This window comes from Paenibacillus kribbensis (assembly GCF_001705305.1).
Taxonomy (GTDB): domain Bacteria; phylum Bacillota; class Bacilli; order Paenibacillales; family Paenibacillaceae; genus Paenibacillus; species Paenibacillus kribbensis_B.
In genome coordinates, this window is record NZ_MCBP01000014.1 from 111,466 (window position 1) to 127,675 (window position 16,210).

12 protein-coding genes and 1 pseudogene are annotated in these 16,210 nt (G+C 48.0%); 4 read left to right on the top strand and 9 right to left on the bottom strand.

Annotated elements, in window-relative coordinates:
• Positions 1 to 85 precede the first annotated feature (85 nt).
• Positions 86 to 2,092, bottom strand: coding sequence for a beta-galactosidase (locus tag BAZ21_RS21840; RefSeq protein ID WP_068505031.1), 2,007 nt, complete (start codon positions 2,090 to 2,092; stop codon positions 86 to 88).
• A 205-nt stretch (positions 2,093 to 2,297) separates the two neighbouring features.
• On the bottom strand, positions 2,298 to 3,692 hold the full coding sequence (locus tag BAZ21_RS21845) for an MFS transporter (protein ID WP_068505032.1): 1,395 nt from the start codon (positions 3,690 to 3,692) through the stop codon (positions 2,298 to 2,300).
• A gap of 175 nt (positions 3,693 to 3,867) precedes the next feature.
• On the opposite strand from BAZ21_RS21845, the gene BAZ21_RS21850 reads away from it, so the two are divergent.
• Entirely contained in the window at positions 3,868 to 4,776 is a 909-nt protein-coding gene (locus tag BAZ21_RS21850) for an AraC family transcriptional regulator (RefSeq protein WP_068505033.1), read from the top strand.
• 70 nt (positions 4,777 to 4,846) lie between these two features.
• On the opposite strand, the gene BAZ21_RS21855 is transcribed toward BAZ21_RS21850, so the two are convergent.
• The gene (locus BAZ21_RS21855) at positions 4,847 to 5,938 is read right to left on the bottom strand and encodes a site-2 protease family protein (protein ID WP_068505034.1); all 1,092 of its coding nucleotides are present in this window, start codon (positions 5,936 to 5,938) and stop codon (positions 4,847 to 4,849) included.
• A 193-nt stretch (positions 5,939 to 6,131) separates the two neighbouring features.
• Here BAZ21_RS21855 and BAZ21_RS21860 point away from each other — a divergent pair, with 193 nt between their 5' ends.
• The gene (locus tag BAZ21_RS21860) at positions 6,132 to 9,464 is read left to right on the top strand and encodes a DEAD/DEAH box helicase (RefSeq protein WP_068505035.1); all 3,333 of its coding nucleotides are present in this window, start codon (positions 6,132 to 6,134) and stop codon (positions 9,462 to 9,464) included.
• 110 nt (positions 9,465 to 9,574) lie between these two features.
• Here BAZ21_RS21860 and BAZ21_RS21865 read toward each other — a convergent pair whose 3' ends face one another.
• The 3 genes from BAZ21_RS21865 to BAZ21_RS21875 form a co-directional block, all read right to left on the bottom strand.
• Entirely contained in the window at positions 9,575 to 10,525 is a 951-nt protein-coding gene (locus BAZ21_RS21865) for a VOC family protein (RefSeq protein ID WP_068505036.1), read from the bottom strand.
• Between the two features lie 37 nt (positions 10,526 to 10,562).
• Positions 10,563 to 11,189 (bottom strand): nitroreductase family protein, encoded by a 627-nt coding sequence (locus BAZ21_RS21870; RefSeq protein WP_068505037.1) that lies wholly within the window; start codon positions 11,187 to 11,189, stop codon positions 10,563 to 10,565.
• Between the two features lie 162 nt (positions 11,190 to 11,351).
• Complete coding sequence (locus BAZ21_RS21875; RefSeq protein WP_068505038.1) at positions 11,352 to 11,723, bottom strand: MmcQ/YjbR family DNA-binding protein; 372 nt, start codon at positions 11,721 to 11,723, stop codon at positions 11,352 to 11,354.
• 355 nt (positions 11,724 to 12,078) lie between these two features.
• Here BAZ21_RS21875 and BAZ21_RS29880 point away from each other — a divergent pair.
• Positions 12,079 to 12,186, top strand: a pseudogene (locus tag BAZ21_RS29880) (3-methyl-2-oxobutanoate hydroxymethyltransferase); the annotation flags it as partial.
• Positions 12,187 to 12,329: 143 nt separating this feature from the next.
• On the top strand, positions 12,330 to 13,253 hold the full coding sequence (locus BAZ21_RS21885; protein WP_068505040.1) for a ketopantoate reductase family protein: 924 nt from the start codon (positions 12,330 to 12,332) through the stop codon (positions 13,251 to 13,253).
• Between the two features lie 130 nt (positions 13,254 to 13,383).
• Here the strand turns inward: BAZ21_RS21885 and BAZ21_RS21890 are convergent, their stop codons facing one another.
• The 3 genes from BAZ21_RS21890 to BAZ21_RS21900 all read right to left on the bottom strand — a co-directional run bounded on the left by BAZ21_RS21890 (position 13,384) and on the right by BAZ21_RS21900 (position 16,210).
• Positions 13,384 to 13,944: an NADPH-dependent FMN reductase gene (locus tag BAZ21_RS21890; protein ID WP_068505086.1), complete on the bottom strand. Its 561-nt coding sequence runs from the start codon at positions 13,942 to 13,944 to the stop codon at positions 13,384 to 13,386.
• A gap of 612 nt (positions 13,945 to 14,556) precedes the next feature.
• Positions 14,557 to 15,399 (bottom strand): enoyl-CoA hydratase/isomerase family protein, encoded by an 843-nt coding sequence (locus BAZ21_RS21895; protein WP_068505041.1) that lies wholly within the window; start codon positions 15,397 to 15,399, stop codon positions 14,557 to 14,559.
• A gap of 100 nt (positions 15,400 to 15,499) precedes the next feature.
• Complete coding sequence (locus tag BAZ21_RS21900; protein ID WP_068505042.1) at positions 15,500 to 16,210, bottom strand: ABC transporter permease; 711 nt, start codon at positions 16,208 to 16,210, stop codon at positions 15,500 to 15,502.

Here is a 16,210-nt window from a genome sequence, read left to right on the forward strand (position 1 = left end):
CAGGGGCGCTCATTTACCGGGGATTTCCCGGCAGGACACATATATAATTTCATTCATATGTCAAATTCAGCTCATTATACAGCATTTACGCTTCTTCGATAATTATAACACTCCACGGCTCCAATTGAAGCGTTTGTCCTTGAGTAATCGCCTGCTCCCCGATCAGTTCCTTGCCGTCTCCATGCGGGTACACCACCGAGCCCGCTTGTTCGGAATAGTTAAAATAATACCGGATCGTCCGTCCCAAATCATTCGTTCCGGATTTAACAATAATCGGGAATGACGCTTCCTGATCCACTCCCCACACTCCTGCCTGCCCTGCTACAGAGCGGAATAATTCGCGAATGACCGCCGAGCTGACGATACAACCGATGTAAGTCGCCGTCCCCTGACCATAGCGGTTTTGCGTAATCGCCGCATATTTTCCCCAATGCGGGTGATCGTAATACGCCAACACCTCGGCAGTCGTCGGAGTAATCAGCTCCATCCACGTATCTACCTGATTGTCCTCTGCTGCCACTTTAAAAGGATTATCCTTGAGCGTCACGTTCTTTGGCTCCACGAACAAGCTGTAGTGAATGCCGCAGGCTTCACTGATCACGCCCGGCTGCCGGGAAGTTCTCACCTGCACATGCTCATCGGTAAATCCGCTGCGGGACGTGTAGACCACATGACCGCCATTTTCCACATACCGATTCAGCTTCTCCAGCAGCGCATTCGGCGCGGAGTATAGTGCCGGTACGATCAAGAGATCATAATCGTCAAACGATTCCGTCCCCGGATGAACGATATCCGTCCCGATATTCAGCTTGTACAGCTCATCATACAAGCGGCGTACAATGTCATTGTAATTCAGTGGACTGTTCATATTAAACTTGAACCAGTTAATCGATGTCAACGCTTCGTTGCTGACCAGGATGGCTGTTTTGTTTGTCTTTTTCAGGTTGACCAGATGCGGAGACAATCTCGCAAAATCCTTCCCAATGGTCTGTGCTTCCTCATACACAGGATTCGGCTCAAAATCATGGCTCAGCAGACCCTTCCAGTACGTTTCAAAGGAATTATGGATGGAATGCCAGTGCCAGTAAGCCACCATATTGGCCCCGGAAGCCAGATGGCTGAACGCCTGCAGTCTCAATTGCCCCGGATAGGGAACCCAGTGAGTAAAAGCCTGCGCTTCCGTTTCCAGCACGAGATAGTTGTTATTTTTCGTCGAACGCGCCACATCGCCACCAAAGGAAATTTCAATGCCGGTCAGATCATCCTGTGATGGATGGTAAATGTCTACGCCAGTCACATCCAATGCCTGGGATGCCGCAAAATGGTCCACATCCGGCTGAATGCCAAAGGAATGACCTCTCCACTCAAAATCAAAGTTTTGCGTAACAAATTGGTCTTCTCGCTTATATTCATTCACAAGCTCGACCTGCCACGCCAGAAAGTCCGTCACCAGCTTGCGCTGGAATTGGGAGAAGGCTGCTCCCAAGCTTCCATTAATCGTTCCAACGACGGAAGGGAAATCCTCCCAGCTATTGATACGATTGCTCCAGTAATCGAGACCAAATTTGTGGTTCAGCTCCTCCAGTGATTCAAATCGCTCCCGCAAATATTTTACAAATTGCAATTGCACATTCGGCCCACATGTGTTGTAATGCTTCGTCTCGTTATCCGTCTGAAAGCCGATGACCGCCGGATGCTGACTCACCCGTCCAATCAGCTTGCGAATGATGCGCTCGGCGTGGAACAGGTAAACCGGGTTTGTAATGTCCATAATCTGGCGAGCTCCGTATTTACCCGGACCTTGAGGGGTTGTCGCCAAAACATCGGGATGCTCCTTGACCAGCCATGTCGGTACGGCATAGGTAGGGGTGCCTACAATGACCTCAATGCCCGCCTTATGCATGGCGTCCAGCACTCGATCCACAGAGGTGAAATCAAATACTCCGTTTTGCGGTTCATGCGTGCTCCAGGTGGATTCGGCAATCCGCACCACGTTGATGCCCGCATCCTTCATCATTTGAATATCCTGGTCCAACCGGTCATAAGGCATGTACTCATCATAATAGGCAACACCGTACAGCAGCTTTTTCATGTAGTCGTCCTCCTATTGATTCATGGTAAAGTGTCATACTATATAAGCCGAACTGGAAATGTACATGATGCGCCACTGCGCAGTCGGATGGTGCTTCCCATCGCTGTTGCCCCCAGATTTCCTGAATGAATACATCATGGTAGCACCATTCCGCCTACTCCGTTTTCCATGGGACTTTTTCGTGTTCAACTTATAATCATTTGTTTCAAATGCCATGGCTGTTATGCCGCTTCTTCAGGGACGGGACAGCCAGTTTCTTATCGGTAACGCCCTGCTCCGCAGAATCCGCTTGCTGCTGATTTTTTTTCGCAATCGCCAGCCAGCCCTCTACGTCTTTTTCTCTAATCTTGTACAGCCACGCGAACAGTCCTGCCGTAATTAAGGCCCCTACACCAGGTACCACCGCATAGAGCGCGAATATCCATGTGAGAACCTGTCCGGTCTGCGGTACATTCGGGATATAGCCTGCAAAGGCAAGTGCATAAGCGACGATTCCACTGGCTGCCGCTCCTCCCAGCTTTCCTGCAAACGTTTGGGTGGCAAAAGCAGTTCCGCTGGCACGTACACCTTTTTGGAACGCCCCATATTCGACGCAATCGGCAGTAAACATCGGCACCATGAGCTGCGGTGCGGAACTGAACAGGCCGAACAGAACCGCGAATACACATACGACGATGGGATTGCTGTACCCGATGGCAAACAAGGACAAACCCGTGGCAAACAATCCAATCAAGCTGAATACATTTACCTTCCATTTACCGAATCTTTTAATAATCGGTGGCAAAATTAACGCTGTTAGCAGCTGTACACCCAAGGAAATGAACATCAGTATTGAAATATAAATAGGATTTTTCAAGTTGTATAAGGCAAAGTAGCTGACGACAATCCCTTGCAGATTGGTCATGGACAATGTCATAAACGACATCAGGTAGAATAAAAGCTGCTTGTTTTGCATGGGATACGTCATAATTTGCTTGAGCGTAACCTTCTCTCCCTTGTTGGAATAACGCTCTTTGACATTAAAGCGGGTAAAATTCATGAGTACCAAGCCCGCCGTGGCAACGATAACCGCCAAAATCGGCCAGGATATCTGATTGGCCACAGCTACCGCAGACGAGGAAATGATCATAAAAGCCAAGAACACCATTGTCCGGCCTCTGGACATCAGCAGATCGCGTTCGTGCGTGTTTTTCGTCATCAGTGTAGCCAGACCAAAGCCGGGCGCATCACTGATGGTGTAGCACATTTCCCATACCAGGTATGTGGCGGCGATATAAATGACCTTGACGGTCAGCGAAGCATCGCTGGGAACGAGAAACACCAATACCGTAAGTATGGGCAAAATGATAGAGGCCAGATTCGTCCACGGCTTGAACAAACCGCCTTTGAGCTGGGCCCGGTCAATGATCACGCCGAAGATTGGAGCACTAAGCGCATCCCATATGCGGGCCAGTACGAACAAAGTACCGATAATCGAAACAGAAATGCCAACATAATCCGTATAAAATAGCATCGCAAAAGAGGCGACCAGACAGAGAATTGCGTTGCTTCCCAAAAAATAAACGTAATAGGACACACGTTCTTTCGTTGTTGTTTCCATAGCTCCTCCTGAATACAGTATGGCATCGCTTTCAATTCTTCTGCATATAAGCGCTTTCTTTTTATGTAAAAGCCTATAGCAGAGCGTTTGTAAACGCTCTTTTATTATAGTCAAATGTTAGGTACAATGAGATTGTCTAAGCGGTGTAAAATTTGCCCTAATCGAAGGTGATCTTATGATAATAAATGCTGAATTTGATCCAGCCCTATTTAATGATTGCCAATGGTTGCCCATTATTGACTGGAATGTGAAGTTTTTCGGCGCTCATATTCACCGGGTCAAAGCGGATTGGCGCATGCCGGAGGAGTCTCATATCGGTTTTGAAATTGCACTCATTTTAGAAGGTCGTCAGGAAACGATTATGGAGAATAACGTATATTCGGTTGGGGAGGGTGATATTTTAATTATTCCGCCGGGATTCAAACATGTGAGTCAGTGTGTTTCCCCTGATGGAATGTATTATTTTAGCACTCATTTTAATGTGGATGATCCCTTGTTCCGTCAAGAGATGGTCAAGAGCAATCAGCTCTTTTTTCCGGCGGGTACTGAAACCAATACCAAGCTGCAAAAGGTTGTCCATAGCTGGATTGGCATGGTGCGGGAGAGTGGAGAATATACGACAGCAGACCGTTTTCGCATGCAGATTGCTTTGTTCGAGTTGTTCGGGATATTCTCGCAAATGATTTCTACAGGATTGGAGCCTAGAATTGCGCCTTCATCCGTTCAGTATGCCAAAGCCATTATGGAAGCTATCCAATCCAGATTTAAACCCTACCGGGATGATAAATCTGGCGAGCAGGCATTCCGGATTGAAGACGTGGCAGCCTCCCTCGGGATCAGTCCCGGCTATGCACAGGAGGTATTCCGCAAGGTATACGGCTATTCGCCGCGGCACTACCTGTCAGAGACCAAGCTGCATGAGGCCAAAGTGCTGATCCAGCAGCCCAATCTGCCGCTGAACAAGGTAGCTTCGCTGCTCGGATACTCCAGTCTGGCTCATTTCAGCAGACAGTTCAAGCGCTGGACGGGCACCAGTCCGCTTAAATACCGCCAATCGTTAAAGCCCATTACTGCTGAGCATTAGGGTCCCTTCTCCAAAAAACAAAAAAAGGCGCGGTCTGAAAATATCAGATTCCGCGTCTTTTTACATCTCATTATCTCAGCCTAATATCCCCTATATGCTGGTGCACCACATACATCATCCCCATCAGGAATAAGGCCAAGCCCAAATAACCGATGCCGAATTTCCAGCGTGAGGATGCAGGTACTTCGTAATATTTGTCATTTTCATAGGGAATGTAGCTGATCTCGCACAGCAATCTGAGCTGGTACGCATCTGGCGTTGATATATGCTCTACACCATTCAGCATTGCTTGTTGGACAAGGCACTGCTGTGGCAGCATGAACGTCTGCTCCACGTCCAGACTTTCCATATACACCGTCACATATTGCTGTCCTTCCAGATCCGAAAAGGTATTAAAGGATAATCTGCGCGTATGCTCCGGTCCCGGCAGCGGATATCCCTGCTCGTACAGATGCTGTACATCAATCAACGGCTTTTGCGTAAATAATAGAACCTTGGCTTCTCCTTTATTGCGTTTAACATATTTTTTGTATAAATCATAGGCGAAGAGCGCCCATATAAAGAAAAATAAAAAGGATTTCAAATAGATAATTACGACGATGCCACCCAGTAGGCCCACCAGCCATAACCAGCGTGTCACTGCTGTGGAAATCCGTCCTCCGTCGAGCGGGTGGATCGGCAATAGATTAATCAGATTCAGGAAAAATCCGACATACGAGAGCGCATATAGCAGCGGACTGTCCGTTGCATAGGCTCCTGCGTATACCGCCATAGCTCCAACCGTACCCAGTAACGGGCCGCCCATGGCCACATAAGCCTCTGTCTGGGCATCCAAAGGATGGCGTTTCATCGTGATCAGCGCACCGAGAAAGGGGATAAATAACGGTGTCGACACCGGAAGTCCCTTGCGCTTGGCAGCCCATACATGCCCCAGCTCATGCACAAACAATAGCAGCACGAGCCCGACCGCGAATCCCCACGGGTAAATGACCGCATATGCACCAATCGTCACTGCCATAGAGAACAGCGCACCGCCAAATTTACTGAATTTCAAAAGCGCAAGTAACGACTTGCCCTTCAAAAGAAGCAACGCTGCCGCACTGCCAAGATACCATTTGGATGAGCCGGACTTGGAATCCGTTTTTTGGTCTTCTTTTGGCAAAAGTATCCGTCTCCTTTCTCTAACACTTCCATTGTATCCTGCTATGTGCAGCTTGTAAAAGCCTCCTTAATCCGCAGATATATGAATTAGGATTTGTCCTGAAGACTCATAAGGCGACGTCCTATATGTCCAACCTCCCGTCTGTTCTGTTATCATGTAAGAAAACGGAACAACCAGGAAAGGATCACGAACCATGAGCTTTGAACTTACCCGGCGGGTCATCAGACAGCTATGCAGTCAAGCCGCCTATGACGACGGGGACGACTATTACCGGGCCAAAAGAGTGGCCTTTACACAAATAGACCATGATGCAGGTGTGTACGAAGCTACAGTCAAAGGAAGCGGATTTTATGCCGTTGCCGTGATGATCCGTCCCAATGGCAGTATCCGTGCGGAATGCACCTGCAGAATATTTCAGACGACTGGAAGGTATTGTAAACACATCGCTGCTGTTCTCATTAACGCACATGATATGCTGCGAGGCAAAAGTCTGTCTGTACGCTCCTTTGCTTCCAGACTTCATCCCGGTACTTCCCCGGATACAGCGGGAGGAATGGATGATGATCACACGGCCAAAACCGTACGCTCCTCTGGCATCACACCAGGGGATCTCCAGCTGACCGACAGTATGTTAAAGCTGTTCAGCAGCAAGAAGCCGATTCGCAGTACGCCGACCCTGCTGGATACTCGTGAGGTGTTGGATTTTCAGTTTATTATCCGGCCTTTCGCCTATGGCTACCAGAAATATATGTTTGGCGTGGAGATAAAATCAGGGCCCAAACGATTATATATCGTTCAGAAAATCCGCCCGTTTCTTGATAGTATTGACCATGGAGATAGCTACAGGTTCACGAAAAACTTCTCTTACGAGCCTCAGCTGCACCGCTTCCGGCTTGAGCATGACGCCATTCTCCAGCAGTTGGTGCAGGTTTGCCGCAATGAGCGCATGATTCGGGAAACTTCAGGTACGTATGCGTCCCCAAGCAGTCATATGAGTGGCGAACGAATGCTGCTGATCCCCCCTGCGGCTTGGGAGAAGCTATTCCCCTTGCTGACAGCAGCACAGGGCGTCCATTTTGAAATTCACGGAAATATGAGCGAGGGCATCCCCCAGTCGGACCTCATGCTTCCGCTGCAATTTGAATTCGATGAAGCCGAGGGCGAAACCGAGGGCTACCAGCTAAGTATTCAGGGACTCGATGATTTGACCATCATGGAGGACTATGGTGTCGTCATTGCCGAGGGCAAGCTTGTACCCCAGAAGGCGGACCCGCTGCGGCATTTATCCGAGCTAAAACGGATGGTAGAGGTCCACCACAGGCGGAAGATCCAGATTGCGCTGACACAGATGGAGTCTTTTATGGACAAGGTTGTGCCTGGGCTGATGAAGCTCGGACGGGTCCATATGAGCCGGTCTGTCTCTGAACGGGTCACACAACAGCCACTAAAGGCGAAGCTATATCTGGATCGGGTAAGGGACAAGCTGCTGGCTGCACTGGAATTCCAATATGGGGATATCGTGATCAACCCGCTGGAAACAGATAAGCAGGTGCCTGGCAACAGCCGTATTCTGATTCGGGACGGGGAACAGGAGCAGCGGATTTTGGAACTGATGGACCATAGCTCCTTCGCCAAAACAGACAGCGGATATGTTATGGAAGATGAAGATGCGGAATTTGATTTTCTGTACCATACCGTACCACAACTGGAGAAACTGCTTGCAATCTATGCCACAGGTGCGGTCAAAGCGAAGATCAACAATACGCTGCCCGTCCCGAGGACACGGGTGGAGTGGGATGAACACACGGATTTGCTGGAATTTAAATTTGATATTGACGGTATACCCGAATCTGAAATTCGCAAGCTGCTCAAATCGTTAAATGAGAAGAAAAGATACCACCGTTTGCCGAACGGTGCCCTGCTGCCGCTGGAAACAGAGGAATACAAGGAGCTCATCCGATTCATGAACGAAACGGGTATCCGCAAAAGCGATTTGGATGCGGCGCAAATTCGCATTCCCGTCACGCAAGGGCTGTACTTAATTGATCCCCACGATCAGGGGAAAAATCTGACTTTGGGCAAAGCCTTTCGTCAGCTGCTGGAAAATATACGGAATCCTGACCATCTCGACTTTCCAGTACCAGACACGCTCGCTCCCATCCTGAGAGATTATCAGGTTTATGGCTTTCAATGGCTCAAGACATTGGCGCATTATCGTTTTGGGGGCATATTGGCAGATGATATGGGGCTGGGCAAAACGCTGCAAAGCATCGCCTTCCTTGTCTCTGTCCTGCCGGAAATCCGCAGCCAGCAGCTACCAGCCATGATCGTATCCCCTGCATCACTGGTGTACAATTGGCGAAATGAGCTGGAGAAATTTGCTCCGCATATCCGCGTCACGATCGCAGATGGTACCCCGGAAGAGCGCGGCCGGATGATACGGGATGCCGCCAGCTATGACGTTATCATTACCTCGTATCCTCTGCTGCGCCGGGATGCGGAGATGTACAGCAAGCCATCGTTTCACACGCTCATTCTGGATGAAGCGCAGGCGTTCAAGAACCATGCCACCCAGACAGCGCAGGCCGTTAAAGATGTAAAGGCCCGTTACCGTTTTGCCCTGACAGGAACGCCAATAGAAAATACACTGGAAGAGCTGTGGTCTATCTTCGATGTTGTATTTCCTGAGCTATTTCCCGGCGGAAAAAGAGCGTTTCATAACCTGACTCGCAATGCGATTGCCAAGCGGGTGCGTCCGTTTCTGCTGCGCCGTCTCAAGAGCGATGTCCTCCAGGAGCTGCCCGAAAAAATTGAATCCGTTCAGGTATCACGGCTCCTGCCGGAGCAGAAAAAGCTGTACATGGCTTATCTGGCCGAGCTACAGCATGAAACGTTGAAGCATCTGAACGAGGAAGGCTTTCAGAAAAACCGGATCAAAATCCTTGCAGGTCTGACCCGACTTCGCCAGCTCTGCTGTCATCCGGGCCTGTTCGTCGACGGGTACACTGGAAGCTCAGCCAAATACGAACAGCTGCTGGAAATCATCGCAGAATGCCTCAGCTCCGGGAAACGGATGCTCATTTTTTCACAGTTCACAACGATGCTGCAAATGATCAGACGTGAGCTTGCCCGGGAAGGGGTCCCTTACTTCTATCTGGATGGACAGACACCAGCTTCGGAGCGTGTGGAGCTGTGCAGTCGCTTTAATGAAGGGGAACGCGACCTGTTCCTGATTTCCCTAAAGGCAGGAGGAACTGGCCTGAATCTCACCGGAGCAGATACGGTCATTTTGTATGACCTGTGGTGGAATCCCGCGGTGGAGGAGCAGGCTGCCAACCGCGCACACCGAATGGGCCAGAAAAAAGTCGTACAGGTGATTCGCCTCGTTGCCCAGGGCACGGTGGAGGACAAAATGTATGAGCTGCAGCAGAAAAAGAAACACCTGATCGACCAGATCATCCAGCCGGGACAAGAAAGCCTTTCGGCACTGACCGAATTGGAAATTCGCGAGCTGCTTATGATCTAAGAAGTGTCATATAGGAGTACCATTTCACATGCAAACAGGTCCAATGAACGGTAGAAGTTACCCGCCATTGGACCTGTTTGCTCATGTCGTGATGATCCTGTCCCAAAGATTTAATCCTGTTTGATCACTCTAGGTTCAATGGGAACCAGATTAGACTCAATCAGGGAACGCTGAGGCTCATACCACTCAGGCAGCATCAGCTTGTGACCCAATTCATTCAATTCCTCATCGACGGTAAAGCCGGGCGGATCGGTCGCGATCTCGAACAGAATACCGCCTTGTTCACGAAAATATACTGCGTTAAAATATTGGCGATCAATAATGCCGCTCGTCCCAAGGTCATGCTGGCGAACCCAATCGTTCCACACCTGATGCTCCGTATCGTCTTGTGCACGCCAGGCAATATGGTGAACCGTACCTGCACCGCCGCTTCCGGGCGGTACATTTTTGATCGGAAGGTCGATCAGGTTGCCCAAATCCCCTGTCGTCTGATAGCGGATGCAGCCTGCGTCTGTGTCTTCTCCGACGGGAACCATGCCCAGAACGTTCTCCAGCACACCTTGCGTATGCTTGGAATCCGTACTGAACAGCACGGCACCGCCAAAGCCTTTGATCGCTTTATCCGCAGGCACGCCGCCTGCTGTCCACGTGTTCGCCGGACCTTCTTCCCGCTCCACCAGCTCCAGATGCAAGCCCTCATTGTCTCGGAACTGGATGAATGACTCACCAAAACGAGTGGCCTTCGTGAAAGACACCTTCAAGCTGTGCAAACGATTTTCCCAGTATTCCAAAGCACCGGGCGGCACAACATACGTCGTAATCCCGACCTGTCCGCCCCCGATCTGGCCCCTGCGTGTATCCGGAGCTGGAAAAAAGGTAACAATCGTTCCGGGGCTGCCTTGTTCATTCCCAAAATATAGATGATACACTTCTGGAGCATCAAAGTTGATCGTCTTTTTAATCAATCGCAAACCCAGCACACCTGCGTAAAAATCAACATTGCCCTGCGGGTCTCCTGCAAAGGACGTGATATGGTGAATTCCGGCAGTCTTTAATGACATCTTCATCCCTCCTCAATGGGCTCATAATTCATCTATTTCAAAAACCGTTGTAGCTCACAAATTGTCCAATTGGCTTGCGGTATCCACGTGGCCGTTGACCGGATTCATCCTCTTTACCCATAGTAATCATCATTACCGGCACAAAATTTTCTGGGATATTCAATATGTCCTGCACCTTCACGGGATCAAAGCCGATCATCGGGCAAGTATCCCAGCCTTTGTCCTTGGCAATCAGCATGAACTGCATGGCCGACAGGCTGGCATTGCGTATCGCTTCTTCTCTTTGGAAGACAGGTCCCCGCTCACGATAAAACTGGGTCACCGATTCCACCGTGCTGTCATATTCCTGCTTGCTCAACACGCCCAGATTCAGAAAACCTTCATTATATTCAGCTACTTTTGTATAAGCCTCTGTATCCCCCAGCACCACGATAGTGGCCGAAGACGTTAATATTTTATACTGTTTACTTGCCTCGTCATGCAGTCTTTGCTTCATATCCGCATCCTGTACCACGATATAGTGTGTATGCTGTAAATTAAAAGCCGATGGAGCAAACTTCACCAGCTGAAATATCTCTTCCAGTTCTTTTTGATCTATTGTAACATCAGGAATAAATTTAGAAGCTGATCTTCTCTCTTGAATAGTCTTCACCAGTTCGCTCATGTTCAGTTCCACTCCTTGATATTATTTTCAAATGAATTATCTTTAAATCAAGAATATATCTTTAGTTGTTTTCTGTCAAGCAAAACTATAAAAATTTTAGTAAGTATATGTACTTAACCCTGTAGCGGTGACCGTGGTGGTAATCATCGTCAAGCGCACCTGTCACGATTCAGTTGCCCGTATTCTCATCGTAATGGCTTCACGCTGCGCTTTGGTCAAACTTTTGAACACCAGCTCATACGAATGGTCGATCATGCTATACAAATCCTCCAATGGGAAAGTAGGATCGACCGTTATTGTGTTCCAATGCTTTTTATTCAGATGATATCCCGGTTTAATCGCTTTGTTTTGCTCACGCAGGTTTTCTGCAATGACCGGATCACATTTTAGAGAAACCTGAGTAGTACCTTTCGTTTGAGACAGAAGGGCAAACATCTTGCCCCCTACCTTCAGCACCAGCGCCTCGGGACCAAAAGGGTAATCCTTGACAGCCTCTTTTTTGCTCAGACCATACGTTACAATTTGTTCATACATTAGCCTTCTCTCCTCTGCTCCAGTTATCGCTCTATGAACCTATTTGTGCCCTATTATATCACCTTCATGCGCTCCTGATGCGCTGGACTCGAATTATGTAGAAACCTTATTTTCTGTTATACTTCCGTGAGAGGCTGTATCGATATATTCGAATGGTACTCTGGTAAGTGTAATTCATTTGTATAAGTGTGAACCTATGGAGGTGAACTCGTTGGATTTTGCTCTGATCCGAAAGGACCGAGACAAAAGAACGGTCGCAAATTGACTCTTTCTTTGCCTTTCGGACCTTTTCAGCAACATGCTGGAAGGTTTTTTATTTTCCTAAATCAAGGTAAGGAAGGATTGGAATGTAACCATGATAACCCCCAAAGCACTTAATATTTTGCAACTGAAGAAAATGAAACAAAAAGGTATACCGATAAGCATGATTACGGCATATGACTATCCTTCTGCTCGTGTAGCCAATCTGATCTGCGGCGCCATCGGGCGATATGCCAAGGAAGTGAAAGAACGTTTCTCTCCCGGCCAAGAGCATGTGTTCAAGGCAAATAAGAACGTAGTAGATCGTCTATACGACAACACACAGCTAAAGGTGGGAACCATATCATGCGATTTCTAGTGGTAGGTGCAGGAGCCGTCGGAGGCTACTTTGGAGGACGCCTGATTCAAAAAGGAGAAGACGTAACCTTTCTCGTACGTCCTTCCAATAAGCTCAGTCTGGTACAGTGCGGCCTGACGATAAAAAGTGCTCACGGAGATTTTCAGACGCCAGTCCAGACCATTACCTACGGTGAAGCTTCTCAGCCGTTTGACTGTATTATTCTCGCAGTTAAAGCGTACCATTTGCCTCAATTGGAGTCTGACCTTGCGCCTTATGTCAGTGAAGATACCATGATTCTTCCGTTACTTAACGGTTATCAACATTTCGAATCTTTGCGCAAGCATTTTGGAGCCGAAAAAGTGCTGGGTGGACTTTGTTATATCGAAACGACATTAGACCATGAAGGTTCTATTGTTCAGACAAGTCCGTTCCACCGCATTGTTTTTGGTGAATGGGATGGAGCAATTTCAGGGCGTACGCAAATGCTATGCAGCCATCTTGATCATGCAGGCTTCACAGTTACACAAAGTCATGATATTCAGCGTGAAATTTGGCAGAAGTATATATTTGTTGCCAGCATGAGCGGAATCACAACTCTGATGGGTACCTCCGTCGGTACTATACTCGCCACGCCAGAGTCGCGCATAATATATGAAAAGCTACTGCATGAGATTGTCACACTTGTACGCGATGCCGAAATGCCTGTTCATTCAGAGATGGAAGATCATACACTGAAAACGATGGAATCCTTACGTCCTGAGATGATGTCATCCATGCAACGTGACATGCAGAAAAATCTACCGATTGAAGCAAGTCACCTGTATGGCTCGCTTCTGGCCTTGGCTTCTGGCGGGAATACCTCATATCCGATACTTGAAACGGTGTATGCCCGATTAAAGGTCTATGAGGGCTTGTTGGACACCGTCTAACATTTGATACACAGACGTCATATACGCAGGTGTACACTCTAAAAGGCAAGATCCTCCATGATGTAATCATGAAGGATCTGCTTTTGTTTTACCCTATACCTGTAGCTAAAAGCTAAGCTCCAGTGATCAGTTATCCTCGACATGCCTGCTCAAGCCCTTGAAGTAATGCTTGTAGCTCTTGCCTGGTCTCAGCGTTTGTGATTACGCCTTCGCGATCCAGCTTCAATGTAATATGCGGAATAATGACCTTTCCGTTTTCCACAATCTCGGCATTGATCATTTGCAGTGTGAGCAGCAGCGAGGCATGCGCCAGACTCCCGCCCATAGGAGACGGTGATGCACTAATAACTGCTGTAGGTTTATTTACAAATTCACCCGAAGATACGAGCCAATCCAATGCATTTTTCAAAGCGCCCGGTACGCCATTCCCATATTCCGGCGTACAAATCAATACTCCATCCACTTGTTTTAATTGTTCCCGTAGCTCTCTTACGGAAGCTGGCCCCTCATCTATATCCAAGTCAGGATTAAAATGGGGTAGATCTCCTAGCCCGTCATAGACGGTGAATATCATATGTTCAGGCGCTAGCCCAATAGTAGCCTTCATTAGAGCTGTATTGGAAGACTTTTGACGGAGACTCCCCGATATAGCCAATACCTTAATTTCCTGATTCACCTTACATCCTCCCATTCTTTTCAAGCTGATCTGATCTTGTATATTCAGTGTACTACAAACAAGGAAATTAAAAAGGCTGACATCTGCTACGATGCCATCGACAAGCAGGCCAAGCTTGAGATTGCATTGGATTTCCAATCGTTTTGCCAAACACCAGGCGGCTTGGGAATCGAAGGTCCGATAACGCAACGCAATTGAATACGTGTTTGAGTTGTCCATCACCGGCTTGCTTTTTTACATTTTTGGATAATAAACGTCCAACAAATCGCGAACTTGCTATGTATAGTCGATACGCGTTCGCTGTTAGCGGACCATGACATGTCGCCAGCCTGCCAAAGACTCCATGAAGACGAAAGCACTGCATGTATACTCACTGTCTTCCAAGACGAGGTTTAGTAGTCTTCATTAGAACCGCTCACGAATTACTGGACAGTCGGCATCATAATGTAAAATCCCATTTACATGTCACTAAACATGTATTACAGTCTACTGCTTACTGGTTCGCAAGAAAGCCAGCCGTTAATGAAGCTGATATGCTTCCCCATACAGTAGACAGGTGAAAAAAAATCTGTTGCTGTAAGGGAAGCATATCCCGAACACCCTCTCATTTAAATTTATTAAACAGATTTATCCCTGAAAGCGCTCCTTAACTTTCATAAGTCTGGAGTGAGGTCCAACCTCATCATTAGCCATGTCGTACATTTGATGAGCGTGGTGAAACCCTAGATCATTGACAAGCGCTTGCTTCCATGGGCGAGACAGGATGGAATGAGTTAAATGTCTTGTGGTACGGGGACGCTCCATCATCATTTCTGCCAGTTCCCAGGCGCGTGGGAGAAGGCGATCCCGAGTTAGCACTTCATTGGCGATTCCCAACTCCACCGCCGTTCTGCCATCAATTTTCTGGCCGGTGTACGCATAATATGCAGCACGCTTGATGCCAATCGTTTTTTGAAGGGTTAGTGCCATTCCATCTCCCGGTGATGTACCTCCCAGAAAATGCGGATCAAAGAAGTCCGTATCCTCCGTGCACAGAGTAATATCGCACAGTGTTCCCATCTCACAATGAGTGCCAGGACCATTTATTGCTGCAATGGTCGGGATATCGATACAGAAGATCAAATTTTCGAGCAGCCTCATGGCTTCATGGTACATCTTTAATTTGTCATCTACTGTCCAATCTCTGAATTTCGTTTTCCAAACGTCAGGATTAGCTGTTTGCCATCTGTCGCCTGTGCCTGTAATAATCAACACTTCATTGCCATAATCTCGTCCAATATCCATCCAGGCTTGAGACCAAACGCTGTGAGCATCCCAACTGTATTGAAATGGTCCTCCATCCGTATGCAGCCTTACTTCAAGAATCCCTTCTCTGCGCTTCATCATCAGGAAATCCTTATATTTCTCAGAATATACTTCGAATTGGGAAGGCTCTGTTCTCTGAAACCAGCTTGATAATTTTTCCGACATAGGTCATCCTCCTCGAATGAATGATTGTTTTTGTCATGTTACGTACAAGTGTCCGGCCACTTTCTTTCCATTCCCTCCTGCATCCCCTCCTTTCCAGGAATTACTTATGATCCGCCCAACGCCACCATGCCCAGGTTGCAGCAAGTCCGACAACTCCTGTCATAACAGGGATGAGGTAACTGACAGATGTGAGCGGAAATACGGCATCACTGCTTCCAGCAAGCTGAAGAGCCGGGATGGCCCAGGGCAAGTAACTACCTAACTCGGTTGGACCAGCAATAAAGGCTACCATCATAGTCGTAAATGCATACGCGATCGGCACCAGATACCCCCGTGATATGCTGGCCAAGAAAACAACAGGCCCGCATAGCAGCAGATTTATCGCAACAGTAATCATGAACTGAATGCAATAATGTAATGCTAATGTTTCAGAGAAGCCAGGAATTCCAACAATAAAACCGACGAGCAGCGAAAAAACGAAGGTAATTCCAGCCAGGATAAGGCACCATGCCAAACAGGCTGCTGTTTTCGCGGCAACGACTGTGCCTCGCGACACAGGTAGCGCAAGCAGATCCTTAAACGTACGGTCTGTATACTCGCGGCCGAATGACCAACTTGTCAGAACAGCAAATCCGACAAGGCCAAGCACGGTAGCGAACATATACACAACATTCCCAAGATAAGTGTTCCAATCCGCTCCTCCGGCACGAATAGCACACACAAAGAGGCAAAGGGCCAGCGTGCCCCATATCACATATGAACGGGTCAGCTTTTTACTTTCAACCGCGATGACTGAGAATAGTGTTTTCAT

Excerpts from the sequence above, each read along its gene's own strand:
- BAZ21_RS21840 (WP_068505031.1), bottom strand. The coding sequence starts at position 2,092 with ATGAAAAAGCTGCTGTACGGTGTTGCCTATTATGATGAGTACATGCCT.
- BAZ21_RS21845 (WP_068505032.1), bottom strand. The coding sequence starts at position 3,692 with ATGGAAACAACAACGAAAGAACGTGTGTCCTATTACGTTTATTTTTTG.
- BAZ21_RS21850 (WP_068505033.1), top strand. The coding sequence starts at position 3,868 with ATGATAATAAATGCTGAATTTGATCCAGCCCTATTTAATGATTGCCAA.
- BAZ21_RS21860 (WP_068505035.1), top strand. The coding sequence starts at position 6,132 with ATGAGCTTTGAACTTACCCGGCGGGTCATCAGACAGCTATGCAGTCAA.
- BAZ21_RS21865 (WP_068505036.1), bottom strand. The coding sequence starts at position 10,525 with ATGTCATTAAAGACTGCCGGAATTCACCATATCACGTCCTTTGCAGGA.
- BAZ21_RS21870 (WP_068505037.1), bottom strand. The coding sequence starts at position 11,189 with ATGAGCGAACTGGTGAAGACTATTCAAGAGAGAAGATCAGCTTCTAAA.
- BAZ21_RS21875 (WP_068505038.1), bottom strand. The coding sequence starts at position 11,723 with ATGTATGAACAAATTGTAACGTATGGTCTGAGCAAAAAAGAGGCTGTC.
- BAZ21_RS21885 (WP_068505040.1), top strand. The coding sequence starts at position 12,330 with ATGCGATTTCTAGTGGTAGGTGCAGGAGCCGTCGGAGGCTACTTTGGA.
- BAZ21_RS21890 (WP_068505086.1), bottom strand. The coding sequence starts at position 13,944 with ATGGGAGGATGTAAGGTGAATCAGGAAATTAAGGTATTGGCTATATCG.
- BAZ21_RS21895 (WP_068505041.1), bottom strand. The coding sequence starts at position 15,399 with ATGTCGGAAAAATTATCAAGCTGGTTTCAGAGAACAGAGCCTTCCCAA.
- BAZ21_RS21900 (WP_068505042.1), bottom strand. The coding sequence starts at position 16,210 with ATGAAAACACTATTCTCAGTCATCGCGGTTGAAAGTAAAAAGCTGACC.